At 63.1% G+C, this 17,588-nt stretch carries 19 protein-coding genes; 12 read left to right on the top strand and 7 right to left on the bottom strand.

Annotated features, from left to right (window positions below):
- Positions 1-142: 142 nt before the first annotated feature.
- From rqpR to mgrA, 4 genes are all read right to left on the bottom strand, one after another.
- Positions 143-796 (bottom strand): response regulator transcription factor RqpR, encoded by a 654-nt coding sequence (rqpR, locus tag QCE73_RS14725; protein ID WP_035499475.1) that lies wholly within the window; start codon positions 794-796, stop codon positions 143-145.
- Positions 797-807: 11 nt separating this feature from the next.
- Positions 808-1,680, bottom strand: a complete 873-nt coding sequence (locus QCE73_RS14720; RefSeq protein WP_309881823.1) for an ATP-binding protein — start codon at positions 1,678-1,680, stop codon at positions 808-810.
- A gap of 332 nt (positions 1,681-2,012) precedes the next feature.
- Positions 2,013-2,783, bottom strand: coding sequence for a ferredoxin--NADP reductase (locus QCE73_RS14715; protein ID WP_035499472.1), 771 nt, complete (start codon positions 2,781-2,783; stop codon positions 2,013-2,015).
- Between the two features lie 481 nt (positions 2,784-3,264).
- Positions 3,265-4,308, bottom strand: a complete 1,044-nt coding sequence (gene mgrA / locus QCE73_RS14710; RefSeq protein ID WP_309881821.1) for an L-glyceraldehyde 3-phosphate reductase — start codon at positions 4,306-4,308, stop codon at positions 3,265-3,267.
- 221 nt (positions 4,309-4,529) lie between these two features.
- Between mgrA and QCE73_RS14705 the strand changes: the two genes are divergently transcribed.
- The 3 genes from QCE73_RS14705 to QCE73_RS14695 all read left to right on the top strand — a co-directional run bounded on the left by QCE73_RS14705 (position 4,530) and on the right by QCE73_RS14695 (position 5,595).
- A complete protein-coding gene (locus QCE73_RS14705) occupies positions 4,530-5,027 on the top strand; it encodes a mechanosensitive ion channel domain-containing protein (protein ID WP_309881820.1) in 498 nt (165 codons plus the stop codon).
- 111 nt (positions 5,028-5,138) lie between these two features.
- Positions 5,139-5,327 (top strand): hypothetical protein, encoded by a 189-nt coding sequence (locus QCE73_RS14700; RefSeq protein ID WP_309881818.1) that lies wholly within the window; start codon positions 5,139-5,141, stop codon positions 5,325-5,327.
- A 64-nt stretch (positions 5,328-5,391) separates the two neighbouring features.
- Positions 5,392-5,595 carry a DUF3185 family protein gene (locus QCE73_RS14695; protein WP_035499468.1) on the top strand — a complete coding sequence of 68 codons (204 nt, stop codon included), beginning with the start codon at positions 5,392-5,394 and terminating at the stop codon, positions 5,593-5,595.
- Positions 5,596-5,598: 3 nt separating this feature from the next.
- On the opposite strand, the gene QCE73_RS14690 is transcribed toward QCE73_RS14695, so the two are convergent.
- Positions 5,599-6,375: a phytanoyl-CoA dioxygenase family protein gene (locus QCE73_RS14690; RefSeq protein ID WP_187608137.1), complete on the bottom strand. Its 777-nt coding sequence runs from the start codon at positions 6,373-6,375 to the stop codon at positions 5,599-5,601.
- 313 nt (positions 6,376-6,688) lie between these two features.
- Here QCE73_RS14690 and QCE73_RS14685 point away from each other — a divergent pair, with 313 nt between their 5' ends.
- A complete protein-coding gene (locus QCE73_RS14685; protein ID WP_309881815.1) occupies positions 6,689-7,039 on the top strand; it encodes a hypothetical protein in 351 nt (116 codons plus the stop codon).
- A 5-nt stretch (positions 7,040-7,044) separates the two neighbouring features.
- Here QCE73_RS14685 and QCE73_RS14680 read toward each other — a convergent pair whose 3' ends face one another.
- The gene (locus QCE73_RS14680; RefSeq protein ID WP_309881814.1) at positions 7,045-8,160 is read right to left on the bottom strand and encodes an alkene reductase; all 1,116 of its coding nucleotides are present in this window, start codon (positions 8,158-8,160) and stop codon (positions 7,045-7,047) included.
- A 124-nt stretch (positions 8,161-8,284) separates the two neighbouring features.
- Positions 8,285-9,472, bottom strand: coding sequence for a methionine adenosyltransferase (gene metK, locus QCE73_RS14675; protein WP_309881812.1), 1,188 nt, complete (start codon positions 9,470-9,472; stop codon positions 8,285-8,287).
- Positions 9,473-9,748: 276 nt separating this feature from the next.
- Here metK and QCE73_RS14670 point away from each other — a divergent pair, with 276 nt between their 5' ends.
- From QCE73_RS14670 to hslV, 8 genes are all read left to right on the top strand, one after another.
- Entirely contained in the window at positions 9,749-10,633 is an 885-nt protein-coding gene (locus QCE73_RS14670; protein WP_309881810.1) for a lipid A biosynthesis lauroyl acyltransferase, read from the top strand.
- Positions 10,634-10,683: 50 nt separating this feature from the next.
- The gene (gene dapF, locus QCE73_RS14665; protein ID WP_309881808.1) at positions 10,684-11,556 is read left to right on the top strand and encodes a diaminopimelate epimerase; all 873 of its coding nucleotides are present in this window, start codon (positions 10,684-10,686) and stop codon (positions 11,554-11,556) included.
- Between the two features lie 15 nt (positions 11,557-11,571).
- Positions 11,572-12,291 (top strand): DUF484 family protein, encoded by a 720-nt coding sequence (locus QCE73_RS14660; RefSeq protein WP_035499455.1) that lies wholly within the window; start codon positions 11,572-11,574, stop codon positions 12,289-12,291.
- 2 nt (positions 12,292-12,293) lie between these two features.
- Positions 12,294-13,253, top strand: coding sequence for a tyrosine recombinase XerC (xerC, locus tag QCE73_RS14655; RefSeq protein WP_309881806.1), 960 nt, complete (start codon positions 12,294-12,296; stop codon positions 13,251-13,253).
- Between the two features lie 37 nt (positions 13,254-13,290).
- Positions 13,291-14,490, top strand: coding sequence for a class I SAM-dependent rRNA methyltransferase (locus QCE73_RS14650; RefSeq protein WP_309881805.1), 1,200 nt, complete (start codon positions 13,291-13,293; stop codon positions 14,488-14,490).
- A gap of 121 nt (positions 14,491-14,611) precedes the next feature.
- Positions 14,612-15,691, top strand: a complete 1,080-nt coding sequence (locus tag QCE73_RS14645) for a GTP-binding protein (protein ID WP_309881804.1) — start codon at positions 14,612-14,614, stop codon at positions 15,689-15,691.
- Positions 15,692-16,255: 564 nt separating this feature from the next.
- The gene (dksA, locus tag QCE73_RS14640) at positions 16,256-16,672 is read left to right on the top strand and encodes an RNA polymerase-binding protein DksA (protein WP_035499449.1); all 417 of its coding nucleotides are present in this window, start codon (positions 16,256-16,258) and stop codon (positions 16,670-16,672) included.
- A gap of 373 nt (positions 16,673-17,045) precedes the next feature.
- Positions 17,046-17,582 (top strand): ATP-dependent protease subunit HslV, encoded by a 537-nt coding sequence (hslV, locus tag QCE73_RS14635; protein WP_035499446.1) that lies wholly within the window; start codon positions 17,046-17,048, stop codon positions 17,580-17,582.
- The last annotated feature ends 6 nt before the right edge of the window (positions 17,583-17,588 follow it).

Raw genomic sequence — 17,588 nt, 5'->3', positions numbered from 1 at the left:
TGAGTCTCCTTCTGGCGCGCGCGGGCGCCCGGCTGCGGGAAAACCCGACATTTTATCGGAGACTCGAAGATTGCCCGCTTATTGGGCACGCGACGCAATGTTGCGGTGATTTGCTACAAATTTATCTCGATTAAGATAAAAATTATCCGGCGATCGCCGGGTTCATATCGACGAGGCGGTTGCTCATCACGTAGAACGTAAGCTCGGCGTTATTGGCGAGCTTCATCTTTTCCAGCAACCGCGCGCGATAAACGCTCACCGTTTTAACCGAAAGCGATAAAGCGAGGGCGATATCGGTCAGCCGCTTGCCCGACGCGAGCATGCAGAGCGTCTGGTATTCGCGGTCCGACAGCTTTTCGTGCGGAAGGCGGTCGGTGTCGAGAGAAACGTAGGTCGCGAGCGCTTCGGCCATTTCCGGGCTCACGTACTTTCGGCCCGCCGCGACCTGCTGGATCGCGCCGATCATCAGCGCGGGGTCCGCCGTCTTCGACAAATATCCCGACGCGCCCGCCTTCAGCGCGCGGACCGCGTATTGATCCTCCCGGTACATCGAGAACATCAGCACGGGCAAGCGCGGGTTTTCGCGCTTGAGACGCTTGAGCACGTCGATACCGTTGACGTCCGGCAGCGAGATATCGAGCATCGCGATGTCGAGCGGTCGGCGCGCGGCCAGCGCGAGCGCCTGCATGCCGGTCTCGGCCTCGGACACTTCGGATGCAACGCCGCGTTCCAGCAGCAATTGCGCGACGCCGCGGCGCACGATGGCGTGGTCGTCGGCGAGCAGAATTCGGAGCATCGCGGGCGGCCTCAGGCGCTGAACATGTGCAGCGAGCCGAGCGTGAAAAGACCGGGACGCGCCGCGGACCACGGCAGACGCGCGCGCACGCATGCGCCGACGGGCTTCGCCGCCGCGACGCGCAGAGTGCCGCCGAGCGCCTCGCAACGCGCGCGCATCCCCGAGAGACCGAAGCGCCCGCTCTTGCGCCGCGCGGCCGCGCTGATGCCGACGCCGTCGTCGGTGACGGTGAGCGTCACGCCCTGGCCGTCGAGCGAAACGGTCACGCTCGTGTGCGCGGCCTGCGCGTGGCGCGCGACGTTGCCGAGCGCTTCCTGCATCACGCGAAAGAGCGCGAGCGACATGTCGTGCGACATGCGATCCAGCCGCGCATCGTCCGGACAGGAGAATTCGACGGAAATCGCCGTGCGGGCGCCGAAGCTCGCGATCCAGTCGTTAAGCGTGGCGGCGAAGTTCGCTTCGAAGGCCGGCGTCTGCAGCCCCTCGACGATGCGATGGCTCGTCTCGCAGACTTCCGCAAGCGCCGCGCGCGCCTGAAGCAGCGCGTCGCCGAACGCGGCGGGCGCGTCGGCGGGCAAGCGGTGCTCGGCGCGCGCGAGCGCGAGACTGGCGACGGTGAGCGCGGCGCCGGTTCCGTCGTGGAAATCCTGCGCAAGCGCCTGACGCGCGCGCTCTTCAGTGACGGCGAGCAGCGCGGCGAGTTCCTGGACGCGGGCGGCGAGTCGCTGAATCTGGCGATCGCCCTTGAGCTTGGCGTCGATCAGCGCGGAATACGGAGAGGCAAACGACGCGCCGGAGCGTTCCGGCAACGGTGACGGAACCCCGCGCAGCGGGGCGCGGCGAATCGGGCTCTCATCGAGCGTGATCGTGGCCGACGGATTCATTCACTATCCTCGCGTTGAGCGCAACTGGAGCTACGTCCTCGGCCAACTCACGAGAGGCGTAACTGAATTTACACTCTGTAACATCGATGACGGACTACACGGTCGTGCGCGCCGTCTCAGCGTAAACGGATCATATCTCAAAAATATTATAAATCCATGTCCGACAAGGCTTCGACGGACGAACTTCATGTCGTTTACCAAGTTCGCTGCATCTAATGCGTAGGAAAAACACTTACTGACGACCGCCAATTTGTAACAAGGCGGAGTTGGCGCAGGCGAAAAAAAACCGGAGCGCGAGGCTCCGGTCTTTGCAAAACTGCGTTCGTCCCGACTCAGCCGACGAACGCCTTTTCCACGACATAGTGGCCAGGATGGTTGTTGCTGCCTTCCTGGAAGCCCATCGAGTCGAGCAACTCGCGGGTGTCGCGCAGCATGTGCGGGCTGCCGCAGAGCATCACGCGATCGTTTTCGATCGAGAACGGTTCGAGCGCGAGATCCGCGAACAGCTTCTTCGTCTCGATCAGATCGGTGATGCGGCCGCGGTTCGCGAATTCTTCGCGCGTGACCGTCGGGTAATACACGAGCTTCTCGGAGACGATTTCGCCGATATGCTCGTGCGCCGGAAGGTGCTCGGTGATGAAATCCTTGTACGCGAGTTCATCGACGAAACGGCAGGTGTGCGTCAGCACGATCTTTTCGTAGCGATCGTAGACGTCCGGATCCTTGATGATCGACATGAACGGCGCGAGGCCGGTGCCGGTCGACAGGAGCCACAGCGTCTTGCCGGGCAGCAGGTTGTCGGCGACGAGCGTGCCCGTCGGCTTCTTGCCGATCAGCACCGAATCGCCGACCTTCAAATGTTGCAGGCGCGAAGTGAGCGGGCCGTCCGGAACCTTGATGCTCAGAAATTCGAGATGCTCTTCGTAGTTCGCGCTCGCGAGGCTGTAGGCGCGCAGAAGCGGCTTGCCCTCGACTTCGAGACCCACCATCGTGAACTGGCCGTTCTCAAAGCGGAACGAGCTGTCGCGGGTGCAGGTGAAACTGAAAAGCGTGTCGGTCCAGTGATGGACGCTCAGAACGGTTTGAGAATTAAGGTTGCTCATGGCTTCTTGAACTGTGCTCTAACTGTGCGAAAGCGGTGACGCTCTGACGCTCGCGGCTGATTGCAGCCGATGCCACGCCGGGCCGGCGTCGAACATAAAGGGCGCTACGAGGGCGCTGCGCTGCCGAACAGACGATCGAATGGTGAAGGTTGCCGATTTGACCCGAAACCCGAGATTCGAAGACAGCGTCTCACGCCGCGCCATGCGTGAAGGTCGCGCAAAAAACCAGACAGCCCGGCGCAATCGGCTATTTTAACCCGATAGTCGTTTCGCGGTCCGAACGTCGTTTCGCCGGCAAAGGCGCGCACGTGCGCCTCGTGGGCGAACGTGCGTGCTGAAGAAATGCGCTTTCGGCTGGCTGCACGGACGGCGGCCTGAACCGGCGGCGATCGCAATCGCTGCCGAAAAGCCGCCGAGCCCGCATGATAGCAACGGATGCCGTCCTATCCCGAAATACCCTTCTGCCGAAAGGCTCGGCGCGTCAGACGCGTTGATCCGTCGACGGCTTTTCCCACAGGTTGATGCCGCCTTCCTGCGCGTGCTGGTCGATCTCCGCGAGCTCTTCCTTCGTGAACTCGAGGTTCTTCAGCGCGCCGACGTTCTCCGCGACCTGTTCCGGCCGGCTCGCGCCGATCAGCACCGAGGTCACGCGCCCGCCTCGCAGCGCCCACGCGAGCGCCATTTGGGCGAGGCTCTGGCCGCGCTTCTGGGCGAGGTCGTTGAGCTTGCGCACGTGCGCGAGGTTCGCGTCGCTCAGATGCTCCTGCTTTAGCGAGCCGCCGCCCGGCTTGTTCACGCGCGCGTCCTGCGGCACGCCGTTCAGGTATTTGCTCGTCAGCAGACCTTGCGCGAGCGGCGTGAACGCGATGCTGCCTGCGCCGACATCGTCGAGCGTATCGAGCAGTTCCTCCTCGATCCACCGATTCAGCATGTTGTACGACGGCTGATGGATCAGGAGCGGCACCTTGTGCTCGGCCAGCAACTTCGCCATTTCACGCGTTTTCGTCGCCGAATACGACGAGATGCCGACGTACAGCGCCTTGCCCGAATGCACGGCGGTCGCGAGCGCGCCGGCGGTTTCTTCGAGCGGCGTGTCGGCGTCGAAGCGGTGCGAGTAGAAAATATCGACGTAATCGAGGCCCATGCGCTTCAGGCTCTGGTCGAGGCTCGCCAGCACGTATTTGCGCGAGCCGCCGCCCTGACCATATGGACCGGGCCACATATCCCAGCCAGCCTTCGACGAAATCAGCAATTCGTCGCGATACGGCCGAAAGTCGTCCTTGAAAATGCGCCCGAAGTTCGCCTCTGCGCTGCCGTACGGCGGGCCGTAGTTGTTCGCGAGATCGAAATGGGTGACGCCGAGATCGAACGCGGCGCGAAGGATGTCGCGTTGCGTGGAGATCGGCGTGGTATCGCCGAAGTTATGCCACAAACCGAGCGACAACGCGGGCAACTTCAAACCGCTCCTGCCGCAGGTGCGGTATTGCATCTGCGTGTATCGCTCGGACGCTGCTTCGTAGGCCATGACGGATTTCCTCTGCGGATTGCTAATTGATCGGACGGCGACCAACAGGAAACGAGCACTCGCCCGCGCCCTGCAAGGGCGTCAATGGTAAGCCAATCGGGGCTGAGCGCGCACGACACGCGCCGCGGCCTCCCAATTCGGCATCGGCCGGATGGTCAGTAAGGGGAACGATCCAACGCGAATCCGGACCAATGCAGATTCTTTTGCAAGGAGCATGACCCATGGATTCGATCGACCGACTGCGCCCCGCCTACGATTCCTTCACCGCCATCGCCGTGACTTATGGCATCGACATCTTGTTGGCGCTGCTGATTCTCGCGGTGGGATGGTGGATTTCGAACACGGTCGCGAACGCCATGCGCCGCGCGCTCGCCCGCACCAATGTCGACGCCACGCTCACGCCCGTGCTGGCCAGCCTGGCGATGTGGGCGATTCGCGTCGTGGCCATCGTCGCGGCGCTCGGCAAGTTCGGCATCGCCGCGGCCAGCATCCTGACCGTGCTCGGCGCCGCCGGCCTCGCCATCGGCCTCGCGCTGCAAGGCACGCTGCAGAATATCGCGGCCGGTCTGATGCTCCTGCTGCTGCGGCCGTTCCGTGTGGGCGATTACATCGAAGGCGTCGGCACGACGGCGGGCACGGTCAACGAGATCGGACTCTTCACGACGCGCCTCACGAAAGCCGACGGCATCGTCATGTTCGTGCCGAACAGCCTCATCTAGGCGAATGCCATCACGAACTACAGCGCGAACGATCGCCGTCGCGTCGTCATCAATTTTCAGGCGCAGCATGGGCTGAAGGTCGAGCACGTGCTCGCGGAATTGCGCAGCCTGATGAGCGAAGATTCGCGCATCGTGCAGGACGGGCCGTCGGCGCCGTGGGTCGCGGTCACCGATTACACGGATACCGGCGTCAAGTACAACCTCGGCGCGTGGACGAACAGGAGCGATCATCAGTACGTGATGGCCGATCTGCTCCGCAAGATCCAGCCCTACACGCGCGAGGAAGCGCAAGCTGCCTGAGCGCAGTGGACGCGCCCGCGCAGACCCGCTAACCTGACGCGCCCTCAAGTTACGAGAACACGATATGACCCGAGCGATTTCCGTTGCGCTGCTTGTCGGCGGCGTCGTGCTGCTGTATTTCGGCGGCCAGTCGTTTCATTCGCTCTCCAACGACGTCGCACGCTTCTTCACCGGCTCGCCCACGAACAAGACCATCTGGCTGATCGCGGGCGGGATCGTCGCGTCGCTCGCGGGGCTGATCGGCCTCGCGATTCCTTCGAAGCGCTGACCTTCAGACCAGCGGCACTTCCGGTTTCGATGCCGAGCGCGTGCCGGGCAGCGCCACGTTGCTCGCGCCGCGATACGTGAACACGAGCGAGAACTTCACCTGATCGGTCAGGTTCTTACCCGCCGAGTGCAGCGTGTTGCAGTGAAAGAAGACGACATCGCCCGGTTCCAGTTCAGGCGACACCGCCGTGCGGATCAGCGCGGCGTTCTCGGGCAGATCGGAGCGGAAGAACTTGGCTTCGTCGAAACGATCGGACGTGAACGGCAGCTTGTGCGATGTCGGCACGAACCACAGCGCGCCGTTATCCACCGTTTCGTCGCCGAGCGCGACCCACGCGGACACGAGATCGTCGCGCTCGAACGCCCAGTAGCGCACGTCGCGATGCCAGCCGGTCAGACTGCCGTACGCCGGATGCTTCGTCATCATGCAGTTGTGATGCGCGCGCGATAGATACGGCGTCTCGCCGAAATACAGCTCCATCCAGCCGCGCACGTCGGGCGATGTCGCGAATTCCGCGAAGAGCGGATGCCGCACATACGCGTCCAGAAGACGCCGCACCGTATGGCCGCCCGGCGCGTCCTTCGAATCGGGCGCACCGGGATATTTCAGATCGGCCTCGAACTCCAGTGGCGCGGCAGCGTCGGCGAGCTGCTGACGCGCCACCTCGCGCATCGCGTCGCAACGTTCTTTCGTGACGAGCCCCTTCACGATCACGTAGCCTTTTTCGCGCAACTCGCGCACTTGTTCCTTTTTCGATTTCAATGCGTTTTGATCTGACATTTCAGTTTTTGCCTCCAACGGCTTTCGATTTTATTCATGCCGTCGACGCTATACCTAGAATTGGGGCGAATACGACGATTGTAAATCCGGCAGCGCGGGAAGGCCCGTGCGGCAATGCATCGGCTGATTTTTATCAGCAAACGCTTCATAAAACGGCAGGGAAAACGCGGACTTACCCGGGTAATAAAGGTCTTGTACATTGGGCGCGTCATTTCGGTGCAACTAAGCAAACGCCGTTGAATCGAAGCCTTGAACGCTAATTTTGAGACGACTATCGTCGAGTTTGCTTCCACGCAACCGACCTTCCGCTGACATGAACCACCGAATCGCTATTGGCCTGACTCGCGTTGCCTCGCGAGCGGCGCGCCCTGCCCGCCGCGGCATGATCCGCGCGTTGCGCCATCACTCCGCACGCACGCAGGTGCTTGCCGAGCAATTGAAAAACGTGCATCCGGTCGACGGCATCCGGTCGTGGGTCCGTGGGTTCTTCTTCAATTTGCGCGTGCGCGCTGCATCGCGCCGGGTGTCGTTGCGTGCGTTGCTGCGCCGTCCGGTGCAGTTGCGCGCCCCATCGCCCAAACCGAAGGCCGCCGCGCTGACGAGCCGCCGTCCGCGTCGCGTGTCGGCGAGTAGCGCCGGCTGGTACGCGTTCGCTGCGCGCTGAAGCGCTCAACCGGATTTGGCGTCGTCGAGTGACGGATAGTCTGTGTAGCCTTTTTCGCCGCCGCCGTAGAACGTCGCTTCGTCGGGCGTGTTGAGCGGCGCGTTTGCGGCGAAGCGCTCGACCAGATCCGGATTGGCGATATACGCGCGACCGAAAGCCACGGCATCGGCATCGCCTCGTTCGATGCGCGCGTTCGCCTCCTCCGCCGTGTACTCGCCGCACACGATGATCGCGCCGTCATACGCCTTGCGCAGCGCGCGGCGATAGTCTTCCGAAAGCGGCGCGCCGCCGGTCCAGTCGCCTTCCGCCAGATGCAGGTACGCGATGCCGATGCGCTTCAACTCCTGCGCCAGATACAACGATGAAGCGTCGCCTTCATCGTCCTGAAGATCGAATCCCGTGAAGTTCGGCGAAATGCGAATGCCCACGCGATTCGCGCCCATCACGCCGGCCACCGCCTCCAGCAGATCGACGACCAGCCGCACGCGATTTTCGATGCCGCCGCCGTAGTCGTCCGTGCGCCGGTTGGTGCCCGTCGCCATGAACTGATGCAGCAGATAGCCGTTGGCCGCGTGCACCTCGATCATGTCGAAACCGGCACGTTGCGCACGATGCGCGGCATCGACGAACTGGAGCACGATGCCCGGCAACTCGTCGGTTTCGAGCGCGCGCGGGTCGTCGGCGTCGGTCATCGCGTATGAGCCGTCATCGTTTTTCACGAACACCTGCGTATTGCGCGCGCGGATTGCGGACGGCGCGACAGGCGGTGCGCCGCCTTCCTGAAGCGATCGATGCGACACGCGCCCCACATGCCAGAACTGCGACGCGATGCGTCCGTGCCGCGCGTGAACCGCGCCCACGACGGACTTCCATCCGGCTTCCTGCGCATCCGAATAGATGCCCGGCGTCGCGAAATAACCCTGACCTTGCCGCGAAACCTGCGTCGCCTCGGTGACGATGAGTCCCGCACTCGCGCGCTGCGCGTAATAGTGCGCGTTCATTTCGGACGGCACGTCGCCGGGCTGCGACGCGCGGTTGCGCGTGAGCGGCGCCATCACGACGCGATTCGGCAGTTGAAGATTGCCGATGGAGACAGGTGAGAGAAGCGTGTCGTACGGCATGGCGGTTCCATCGGCGGCGGTGATATTGCCCGAGGATCACGCAAAAATCGCGCCGCGAAAGCGCAAAAAAAACCGGCGAGCGCAATGCTCGCCGGTCCTTGTCCCGCCCGTTCAGCGGATGGCTTTACGCCACGCTCACTACCGGTTCCGTGCCTGCCGCTTCCGCCAGGATGAGCGCCTTGTCCGCGGCTTCCCACGAGAATTCCGGCTCTTCGCGGCCGAAGTGGCCGTATGCCGCCGTCTTTTCGTAGATCGGGCGCAGCAGGTCGAGCATCTGGATGATGCCCTTCGGACGCAGATCGAAGTGCTCCTGAACGAGCTTCGTGATTTCGGCATCCGACACGCGGCCCGTGCCGAACGTGTTCACCATCACGGAAGTCGGACGCGCGACGCCGATTGCGTACGACACCTGAATCAGCGCGCGCGATGCGAGCCCGGCCGCGACGATGTTCTTCGCGACATAGCGGCCTGCGTAAGCCGCCGAGCGGTCGACCTTCGACGGATCCTTGCCCGAGAACGCGCCGCCGCCGTGCGGAGCTGCGCCGCCGTACGTATCGACGATGATCTTGCGGCCCGTCAGACCGCAGTCGCCTTGCGGACCGCCGATGACGAAACGGCCCGTCGGGTTCACCAGGAACTTGATGTCGCCCTTGATGAGTTCCTTCGGCAGCGTCGGCTTGATGACTTCCTCGATGACCGCTTCGCGCAGTTGCGACAGGTCGATGTCCGGCGAGTGCTGCGTGGAGAGCACGACGGTGTCGATGGAGTGCGCCTTGCCGTCGACGTAACGCACGGTGACTTGCGACTTCGCGTCCGGACGCAGCCAGGGCAGACGGCCATCGCGGCGCAGATCGGCCTGACGCTCGACGAGGCGGTGCGAGAGGTGGATCGGCAGCGGCATCAGTTCGGGCGTTTCGTCGCACGCGTAGCCGAACATCAGACCCTGGTCGCCGGCGCCCTGATCGAGGTTGTCGTCGTGCGCCTTGTTCACGCCTTGCGCGATATCCGGCGATTGCTTGTCATACGCGACGAGCACCGCGCAGCCGCGATAGTCGATACCGAAGTCGGTGTTGTCGTAACCGATGCGCTTGATGGTGTCGCGCGCGACCTGGATGTAATCGACATTGGCGGTGGTCGTGATTTCGCCCGCGAGGACGACGAGACCGGTGTTGCAGAGCGTTTCCGCCGCGACGCGCGAATATTTGTCCTGCGACAAGATGGCGTCGAGGATGGCGTCGGAGATTTGATCGGCGACCTTGTCCGGGTGGCCTTCGGAAACGGATTCGGAAGTAAAGAGATAGTCGTTTGACACGCTTCAGACTCCATTTGAGTACGGTTGATATTCACGTAGCCGTCTTCGTTTGGAGTCTGAAGCGGCGACGCTTTAGCGGATGTCTTTCCAGGCCGGCGACTTCCAGAAGTTCAGAAGTCTCCAGCCCGCTTCGCCCCGCAAGTTGTCCATTAACTCGGCGAAGGTTCTATTATACCGGTTTCCCTTGTTTTCACAGAGCCGAACGCTTTTGTCGCTACCCGCCACGCATCAATCATCCGCACGTCGCGGTCGTCCGTCCGCTCGCTGGAGCCGCTCATGCTAGGGCGTATCGGCGTGGCGCTCGCCATCGGCTTTCTCAAGTTTCTGGCGCTCATCCCTTACGGCATCACCGCGCGTTTCGGCGACGGCCTCGGCTGGCTGCTTTATCAGATTCCGAGCCGGCGCAAGCGCATCGTCCACACGAACCTGAAGCTGTGCTTTCCGGAGTGGTCCGACGAAAAGCGCGAGGACATCGCGCAGAAACATTTCCGGCATGCGATCCGCAGTTATGTCGAGCGCAGCGTGCAGTGGTTCGGCTCGGCGAAAAAGCTCGAAAAGCTGATTCAGGTAGATAGCGCCGTCGATCTCACCGATCCCGATCTGCCGCCCACGCTCTTTCTGGGCCTGCATTTCGTCGGCATCGAAGCGGGGTCGATCTTCCTGAACTATTCGCTGCATCGGCGATGCGGATCGCTGTATCAGCCGTTTTCGAATCCGCAGATCGAGGAACTCGCGAAGGCGCAGCGCGCCCGCTTCGGCGCCGACATGGCGAGCCGCGCCGACAGCGCGCGCATCGTGCTGCGCTGGCTGCGCGACCGCAAGCCCGTGATGCTCGGCGCGGACATGGACTACGGCATGCGCAACTCCACGTTCGTGCCGTTCTTCGGCGTCCCGACCTGCACGCTGACGGCTGTCGGCCGGCTCGCCAAGACGGGCAAGGCGCAGGTCGTGCCGTTCATCGGCGAGGTGCTGCCGGACTACAAGGGTTATCGGCTGAAGATCTTCGAGCCGTGGGACAACTACCCGACCGGCGACGACGAAGCCGACGCGCGCCGCATGAATGCGTTCCTGGAAGAGCAGATTCCGCACATGCCCGAACAGTATTACTGGGTGCACAAGCGCTTCAAGACGCGGCCGCCGGGCGAGCCGGGCTTTTACTGAAGCGTGCGCGGCGCGAAACGCCGCACTTGCGGGTCACATACAATAGCGCGATGAAACTGAAATTCACCAAGATGCAAGGCGCGGGTAACGACTTTGTCGTGCTCGACGGCTACACGCAGGCGCTCGATCTGACCGCGCAGCAAGTGCGCGCGCTCGCGAACCGCCATTTCGGCGTGGGCGCGGATCAGTTGCTGCTCGTCGAAAAGCCGACGATCGACGGCGTCGATTTCAAATATCGCATCTTCAATTGCGATGGCGGCGAGGTCGAGCACTGCGGCAACGGCGCGCGCTGCTTCGTGAAGTTCGTGCGCGATCGCCGGCTGACCGACGCGTCCACCGTGCGCGTGCAGGTGCAGAACGGCATCATCACGCTGACGATGCAGGAAAACGGCGAAGTCGTCGTCGACATGAGCACGCCGGTATTCGATCCGCCTCGTGTGCCGTTCGACGCGCAAGGGCTCGAAGGCCGCAAGGAAGGCAACGACATTCTCTGGCCGCTCGACGTGAACGGTGCAACGCGCCTGATCTCCGTCGTATCGATGGGCAATCCGCACGCGGTTCAGATCGTCGACGATGTCGAGGCATATCCGGTGCTGATCGAAGGCCCGCTCGTCGAACGTCACGCGCGCTTTCCGAAGCGCGTCAACGCGGGCTTCATGGAGATCGTCGATCGCCATTCGGTGAAGCTGCGCGTCTACGAACGCGGCGCGGGCGAAACGCTCGCGTGCGGCACGGGCGCGTGCGCCGCCGTGGCTGCCGGCATCCGCCGCGGCGCCCTCGATACGCCGGTGCGCGTCGAAACGCATGGCGGCACGCTCACGATAAGCTGGAACGGCGCGCGCGACGAATCCTCCGCGCTCTTCATGGCGGGCCCCGCAGCGACCGTTTTCGAGGGCGAAATCGAGCTCGATCGCATCGTCTAACGCACACACGTCACCATGAATCCACGCGAAGTCGCCGACTACCTGCTCGACAACCCCGATTTCTTCGCCGAGCACGCGGAACTGCTCGGCACCATCCGGCTTTCGAATCCGCACGGCAAAGCCGCCGTGTCGCTTCAGGAACGCCAGATGGAAATGCTGCGCGACAAGAACAAGCAACTCGAACGGCGTCTCGCCGAGCTGCTGCGCTACGGCCACGAGAACGACAGCATCTCGACCAAGTTCAACCGCTGGACCGTGCGCGTGATTTCGCAGCGCGATCCGTACGCGTTGCCCGCGACGATCAGCAAGGGCCTGTGCGAAGTCTTCGACGTGCCGCACGCCGCGCTGCGCGTGTGGGATATCGACGAAGCGTATCGGCAAGCGGATTTCGCGCGTCAGGTCGGCGAGGAAGTGCGCATTTTCACGAGCAGTCTCGCCGCGCCGTATTGCGGCGCGAACACGGGATTCGCGGCGGCGCAGTGGCTCGGCGCGGCGAACTCGGCATCGGCGACGGTCCCGCCCAGCGACGGCCCGCCCGACACCGACCGCAAGATCGAATCCGTGTCGCTGATCGCGCTGCGCGATCCGCAAGCCGGACCGGATGCACCGAGCTTCGGTCTGCTCGTGATGGGCTCGCCCGATCCGCGACGCTTCCACGACGGGATGGCGACGGACTTCCTCACGCACATCGGCGCCTTGGCGAGCGCCGCGCTGTCTCGCTTGCTGCCGTACTGAACATGAACGCCGCCGCCGACGCCGCCGCCCCGAAGGAAGTCCCGCTGGACGGTGCGATCGCCGACTATCTCGCGATGCTCGAGCATCAGCGGCATCTGTCCGAGCACACGCTGCGCGGCTACACGCACGAGTTGAGCGAACTGCGCGCCCTCGCCAAAGGCCGTCCGCTGGAATCGCTGACCACCGCCGATATTCGCGGCGCGGTCGTGCGGGCGCACTCGGGCGGGCTGTCGTCGCGTTCGATCGCGCATCGGCTGTCGGCGTGGCGCGCGTTTTATCGATGGCTCGCCGAGCGCGTCGAGATGCCCGCGAATCCCGTCGCGACAGTGCGCGCCCCGAAACGCGACAAGACGCTGCCGAAAGCACTTTCCGTCGATGACGCCATGAGGCTCATGGACGCGCCGCAGGCCGGCACGACCGAAGCGCTGCGCGATCACGCCATTCTCGAACTCTTCTACTCGTCGGGCTTGCGGCTCGCCGAGCTCGTCGGGCTGGACGTGCGTCACGTCGATACCAAGGAACACACGTCCGAGGGCTGGATCGATCTGGACAGCGCGGAAGTCACGGTTCTGGGCAAGGGCAAGCGTATGCGCAAAGTGCCCGTCGGCAGCAAGGCGATCGACGCATTGCGCGCGTGGATCGCCGTGCGCGACGAGTTCGTCAAGCTCGATCCGCACGCGCTCTTTGTCTCGGTGCGCGGCAATCGCATGTCGCCCGGCGTGGTGCGCGAGCGCGTGAAGCGGCTCGCGTTGCAGGCCGGCATTCCGTCGAACGTGCATCCGCACGTGCTGCGGCATTCCTTCGCCACGCATGTCCTGCAATCGAGCGGCGATCTGCGCGCGGTGCAGGAACTGCTCGGCCACGCGAGCATCACCGCCACGCAGATTTATACGTCGCTCGATTTTCAGCATCTCGCCCGCGTCTACGATGCGGCGCACCCGCGCGCAAAGAAGCGCGATTGATCCCGACAGCGCCCCGCGCGCTGCACTTGTCACTGCAATGAACACCATCACGCTCAAACCGGCGAAGGACAGATCGCTCGTCCGCCGCCATCCGTGGATCTACGCGAACGCCATCGCGCGCATCGACGGCAATCCCGCGCCCGGCGCCACCGTCACCGTGCGCGCCGCCGACGGGCGCTTTCTCGCGCGCGCGTCGTACAGCCCGCACTCGCAGATTCGCGCGCGCGTCTGGACGTTCGACGAAAGCGAGCCTGTCGATCACGCGTTCTTCAAGCGCCGCGTGCAGCGCGCCGTCGGGCATCGCGAGACGATGGTGAAGGACACCGGCGCCACGCGCCTCATCTTCGGCGAAGCGGACGGCTTGCCGGGATTGATCGTCGATTATTACGTCGCGGACGTCGGCTCGCACGCGCAGCTCGTCTGCCAGTTCATGGCGACGGGCGTCGAGTCGTGGAAGGAAGCGATCGTGCAGGCGCTGATCGCGGCAACCGGCTGCCCGAATGTCTACGAGCGCTCGGACGTGTCGATCCGCCAGAAGGAAGGCCTCGAACAGACGACGGGCGTGCTCGCCGGCGACGCGCCGCCCGAGACGCTCATCACGAACGAATGCGGCGTGCGCCATCACGTCGACGTGCGTAACGGCCACAAGACGGGCTTCTACGTCGATCAGCGCGACAACCGCGTGCTCGTCGCGCAGAACGCGCAAGGCCGCGAAGTGCTGAACTGCTTTTGCTACACCGGCGGCTTTTCGCTTGCCGCGCTGAAAGGCGGGGCGACGCGCGTGGTTTCCGTCGACTCGTCCGGCGAAGCGCTTGCGCTCGCACGCGCAAACGTCACGGCGAACGGCTTCGACGCGGAAAAAGCCGAATGGCTCGACGCCGACGCGTTCAAGACGCTGCGCCGTCTCTACGACGAAGGCCAGCGCTTCGACCTGATCGTGCTCGATCCGCCGAAGTTCGCGCCGTCGAAGGAAACCGTCGATCGCGCCGCGCGCGCGTACAAGGACATCAACCTGAGCGGCTTCAAGTTGCTGCGTCCGGGCGGACTGCTCTTCACGTATTCATGCTCCGGCGCGATCGATTCGGAACTGTTCCAGAAGATCGTCGCGGGCGCGGCCGCCGACGCGCGCGTCGATGCGCGGATCCTGAAACGTCTGGGCGCGGGCGTCGATCATCCGCTGCTGACGGCGTTCCCGGAAGGCGAATACCTGAAAGGGCTGCTGTTGCAAATCGCCTGATCGGCCTAATCTGCGCGCGATGCACTGACGCGCGGAGCACGGAAGCATCGGCTTGACAAATATGTTTCAATAGCCGATTCAGTGCGATCTACGTATTACAGACAAGGACACAGGCGACACCATGATCCCCGTAACCATCCTGACCGGCTTTCTGGGCAGCGGCAAAACCACGCTGCTCAAACGCATCCTGAACGAGAAGCACGGCATGAAGATCGCCGTGATCGAGAACGAATTCGGCGAAGAGAACATCGACAACGAAATTCTCGTGCAGGAAACGAACGAGCAGATCATCCAGATGAGCAACGGCTGCATCTGCTGCACGATTCGCGGCGATCTGGCGCGCGCGCTCGAAGATCTCGCCAACCGCAAGAAGGCGGGCACGCTCGATTTCGACCGCGTCGTGATCGAGACCACCGGCCTCGCGAATCCGGGTCCGGTCGCGCAGACGTTCTTCATGGACAACACCGTCGCCGACGAATTCCTGCTCGACGCGATCATCACGCTTGTCGACGCGAAGCACGCGAATTCGCAGCTCGATCAGCACGAAGTGGTGCAGCGTCAGGTCGGTTTCGCGGATCGCCTGTTCGTCACGAAGTCCGATCTCGTGTCGGCAGACGAGCTCGACGCGCTGAAGCATCGCCTGGTGCACATGAACCCGCGCGCGGCGATCAAGGTCGTGAATTTCGGCGATGCCGACATCAAGGAAATCTTCGACCTGCGCGGCTTCAATCTGAACTCGAAGCTCGAAATCGATCCGGACTTCCTCGCGGAAGACGATCACGATCACGATCACGCGCACGACCACGCGCATGACGACGATCACGATCATTCGACCTGCGGCCACGATCACAGCCACGATCACGAGCACGGGCATCATCATCACCATCACGCGCACCACGATGACAAGATCAAGTCGTTCGTGTATCGCAGCGACAAGCCGTTCGATCCGAACCGCCTCGAAGACTTCCTCGGCGGCATTCTGCAGATTTATGGCGAGCGTTTGCTGCGCTACAAGGGCGTGCTGTACATGAAGGGCGTCGATCGCAAGGTCGTGTTCCAGGGCGTGCATCAGATGATGGGCAGCGACCTCGCCGGCAAGTGGATGCCGATCGAAAAGAAGAACAGCAAGATGGTGTTCATCGGCATCGAGCTGCCGCAGGATCTGATCACCGACGGTCTCGACGCCTGTCTCGTGAAGTAATCCGGCACGTATCTCGCTTGGATCGTGCCATTCACGCGGGGCGAGAACGGGCATCAGATTAAAACGCCGCACGCGAATGCCTCGCGTGCGGCGTTTTTCACGATTGACTTTCGATGCGCGTATGTAATCGCGGCCACGAACCGACATCGCTTTTTGCACGTCCAGGCGTTATATTTTTGAAATTCCGTCGCGAATTGACAGGGTTTTCCTCGTTATCGTCGGAATTTGCGGTTCAGTTACAATACAGCCCCACTGGAGAAGGGCAGTCTCGCCGGATGTGTGTCGATCAGACGCTCGCTCGGCGGAAGTCAGGAGAAGGGATGTCCCGTCGGGACGATGCCTCGATTTGCCGGGGGAAGGCAAATCAAGACAAAGCACCGGGGCCGGAAATCCCGGGCCATGCGAATGCGCCCGGTCATCCGGAGCATCATCCAAGATCGGTTTCCAGAGGAGTTCGGCCCCGCATCGGCGCATCGCGCAGCCCAAGCGCACTGATGCGCTGCATGCGGGCAACGCAAGTGCGGGCGTTGCGAAGACATCGCCTTACATTGAAGAAGCAAGCAGATGACAACGAAACTCTTGACCGAAGCCGAAATCCTGAAGATGAGCGAGAAGGACTACATGAACGAGGATCAACTCGCCTTCTTCAAGAACCGGCTCGAGCAGTTGCAAGCGGACATTCTGAAGAATGCCGGCCAAACGACCGAAAATCTGCGGGAAACGGTGATCGTGCCGGACCCGGCGGATCGCGCGACCATCGAGGAAGAACATGCACTGGAACTGCGCACGCGTGATCGCGAACGCAAGCTCCTGAAAAAGGTGCAGCAGTCGCTCGCGCGCATCGATTCGGGCGATTACGGCTGGTGCGAAGAGACCGGCGAACCGATCGGCATTCCGCGCCTGCTCGCGCGTCCGACGGCCACCCTCTCGCTCGAAGCTCAGGAACGCCGCGAACTGCGCCAGAAGCTTTTCGGCGACTGAAATCGCCGTTGGCAGGCGAGCGTCGCGGGACCGGCCCGCCACGGGGAAGACGCCGCCGCAAAAAGCTGCACACAAGCATTCGCATCAGGAAAAGGGCACCCATCGAACGGGTGCCTTTTTTGCTTTCCGACAGGTAAAAACGGCGAGCGCCGGCACCGTACGTCTTGATAAATCTCGCGCCGCCCTAAAATGCTTTCGACGCGCCCCGCAAAAGCATCATCGCGACGGGCGCGTGCGCGGCGCCGTCCGCCCGAGGCCTCGAGCCTGGACGGAACCCCGCGCCGTGCACTCCATCGAATTCTCGACTGCGTGGCGGCCGGTCGCTCGACGACGAAACCGCCCCGCGTCCCTCTGGTTTTCACAAGGAACGCACATGGAACAATTTCACGGCACGACCATCGTCTCCGTGCGCCGCGACGGCAAGGTCGCGCTGGGCGGCGATGGTCAGGTGACGCTCGGCAACATCGTCATGAAAGGGGGCGCGAAGAAAGTGCGCCGCATCTATGGCGGCAAGGTGCTGGTCGGCTTCGCCGGCGGCACCGCCGACGCGTTCTCGCTGCTCGATCGATTCGAAGCGAAGCTCGAGAAACATCAGGGCAATCTGACGCGCGCCGCCGTCGAACTGGCGAAGGACTGGCGCACCGACCGCATGCTGCGCCGGCTCGAAGCGATGCTGATCACGGCCGACAAGGACACGACGCTCGTCATCACCGGCAACGGCGACGTGCTCGATCCCGAACACGGCATCGCCGCGATCGGCTCGGGCGGCGCCTACGCGCAAGCCGCGGCGCAGGCGCTGATCGAGAATACGGATCTCGCGCCGCGCGAGATCGTCGAGAAGGCGCTCACCATCGCCGGCGACATGTGCATCTACACCAACCACAACCGCGTCATCGAGACGATCGAATAAAGGACC

It is taken from the genome of Caballeronia sp. LZ029, from assembly GCF_031451275.1.
GTDB lineage: Bacteria > Pseudomonadota > Gammaproteobacteria > Burkholderiales > Burkholderiaceae > Caballeronia > Caballeronia jiangsuensis.
This window is presented reverse-complemented; position numbering and strand designations above follow the sequence as displayed.

Excerpts from the sequence above, each read along its gene's own strand:
- dapF (WP_309881808.1), top strand. The coding sequence starts at position 10,684 with ATGAAACTGAAATTCACCAAGATGCAAGGCGCGGGTAACGACTTTGTC.
- xerC (WP_309881806.1), top strand. The coding sequence starts at position 12,294 with ATGAACGCCGCCGCCGACGCCGCCGCCCCGAAGGAAGTCCCGCTGGAC.
- QCE73_RS14690 (WP_187608137.1), bottom strand. The coding sequence starts at position 6,375 with ATGTCAGATCAAAACGCATTGAAATCGAAAAAGGAACAAGTGCGCGAG.
- QCE73_RS14720 (WP_309881823.1), bottom strand. The coding sequence starts at position 1,680 with ATGAATCCGTCGGCCACGATCACGCTCGATGAGAGCCCGATTCGCCGC.
- QCE73_RS14670 (WP_309881810.1), top strand. The coding sequence starts at position 9,749 with ATGCTAGGGCGTATCGGCGTGGCGCTCGCCATCGGCTTTCTCAAGTTT.
- QCE73_RS14650 (WP_309881805.1), top strand. The coding sequence starts at position 13,291 with ATGAACACCATCACGCTCAAACCGGCGAAGGACAGATCGCTCGTCCGC.
- QCE73_RS14695 (WP_035499468.1), top strand. The coding sequence starts at position 5,392 with ATGACCCGAGCGATTTCCGTTGCGCTGCTTGTCGGCGGCGTCGTGCTG.
- QCE73_RS14715 (WP_035499472.1), bottom strand. The coding sequence starts at position 2,783 with ATGAGCAACCTTAATTCTCAAACCGTTCTGAGCGTCCATCACTGGACC.
- QCE73_RS14685 (WP_309881815.1), top strand. The coding sequence starts at position 6,689 with ATGAACCACCGAATCGCTATTGGCCTGACTCGCGTTGCCTCGCGAGCG.
- QCE73_RS14645 (WP_309881804.1), top strand. The coding sequence starts at position 14,612 with ATGATCCCCGTAACCATCCTGACCGGCTTTCTGGGCAGCGGCAAAACC.
- dksA (WP_035499449.1), top strand. The coding sequence starts at position 16,256 with ATGACAACGAAACTCTTGACCGAAGCCGAAATCCTGAAGATGAGCGAG.
- QCE73_RS14700 (WP_309881818.1), top strand. The coding sequence starts at position 5,139 with ATGAGCGAAGATTCGCGCATCGTGCAGGACGGGCCGTCGGCGCCGTGG.
- rqpR (WP_035499475.1), bottom strand. The coding sequence starts at position 796 with ATGCTCCGAATTCTGCTCGCCGACGACCACGCCATCGTGCGCCGCGGC.
- QCE73_RS14680 (WP_309881814.1), bottom strand. The coding sequence starts at position 8,160 with ATGCCGTACGACACGCTTCTCTCACCTGTCTCCATCGGCAATCTTCAA.
- mgrA (WP_309881821.1), bottom strand. The coding sequence starts at position 4,308 with ATGGCCTACGAAGCAGCGTCCGAGCGATACACGCAGATGCAATACCGC.
- QCE73_RS14660 (WP_035499455.1), top strand. The coding sequence starts at position 11,572 with ATGAATCCACGCGAAGTCGCCGACTACCTGCTCGACAACCCCGATTTC.
- hslV (WP_035499446.1), top strand. The coding sequence starts at position 17,046 with ATGGAACAATTTCACGGCACGACCATCGTCTCCGTGCGCCGCGACGGC.
- QCE73_RS14705 (WP_309881820.1), top strand. The coding sequence starts at position 4,530 with ATGGATTCGATCGACCGACTGCGCCCCGCCTACGATTCCTTCACCGCC.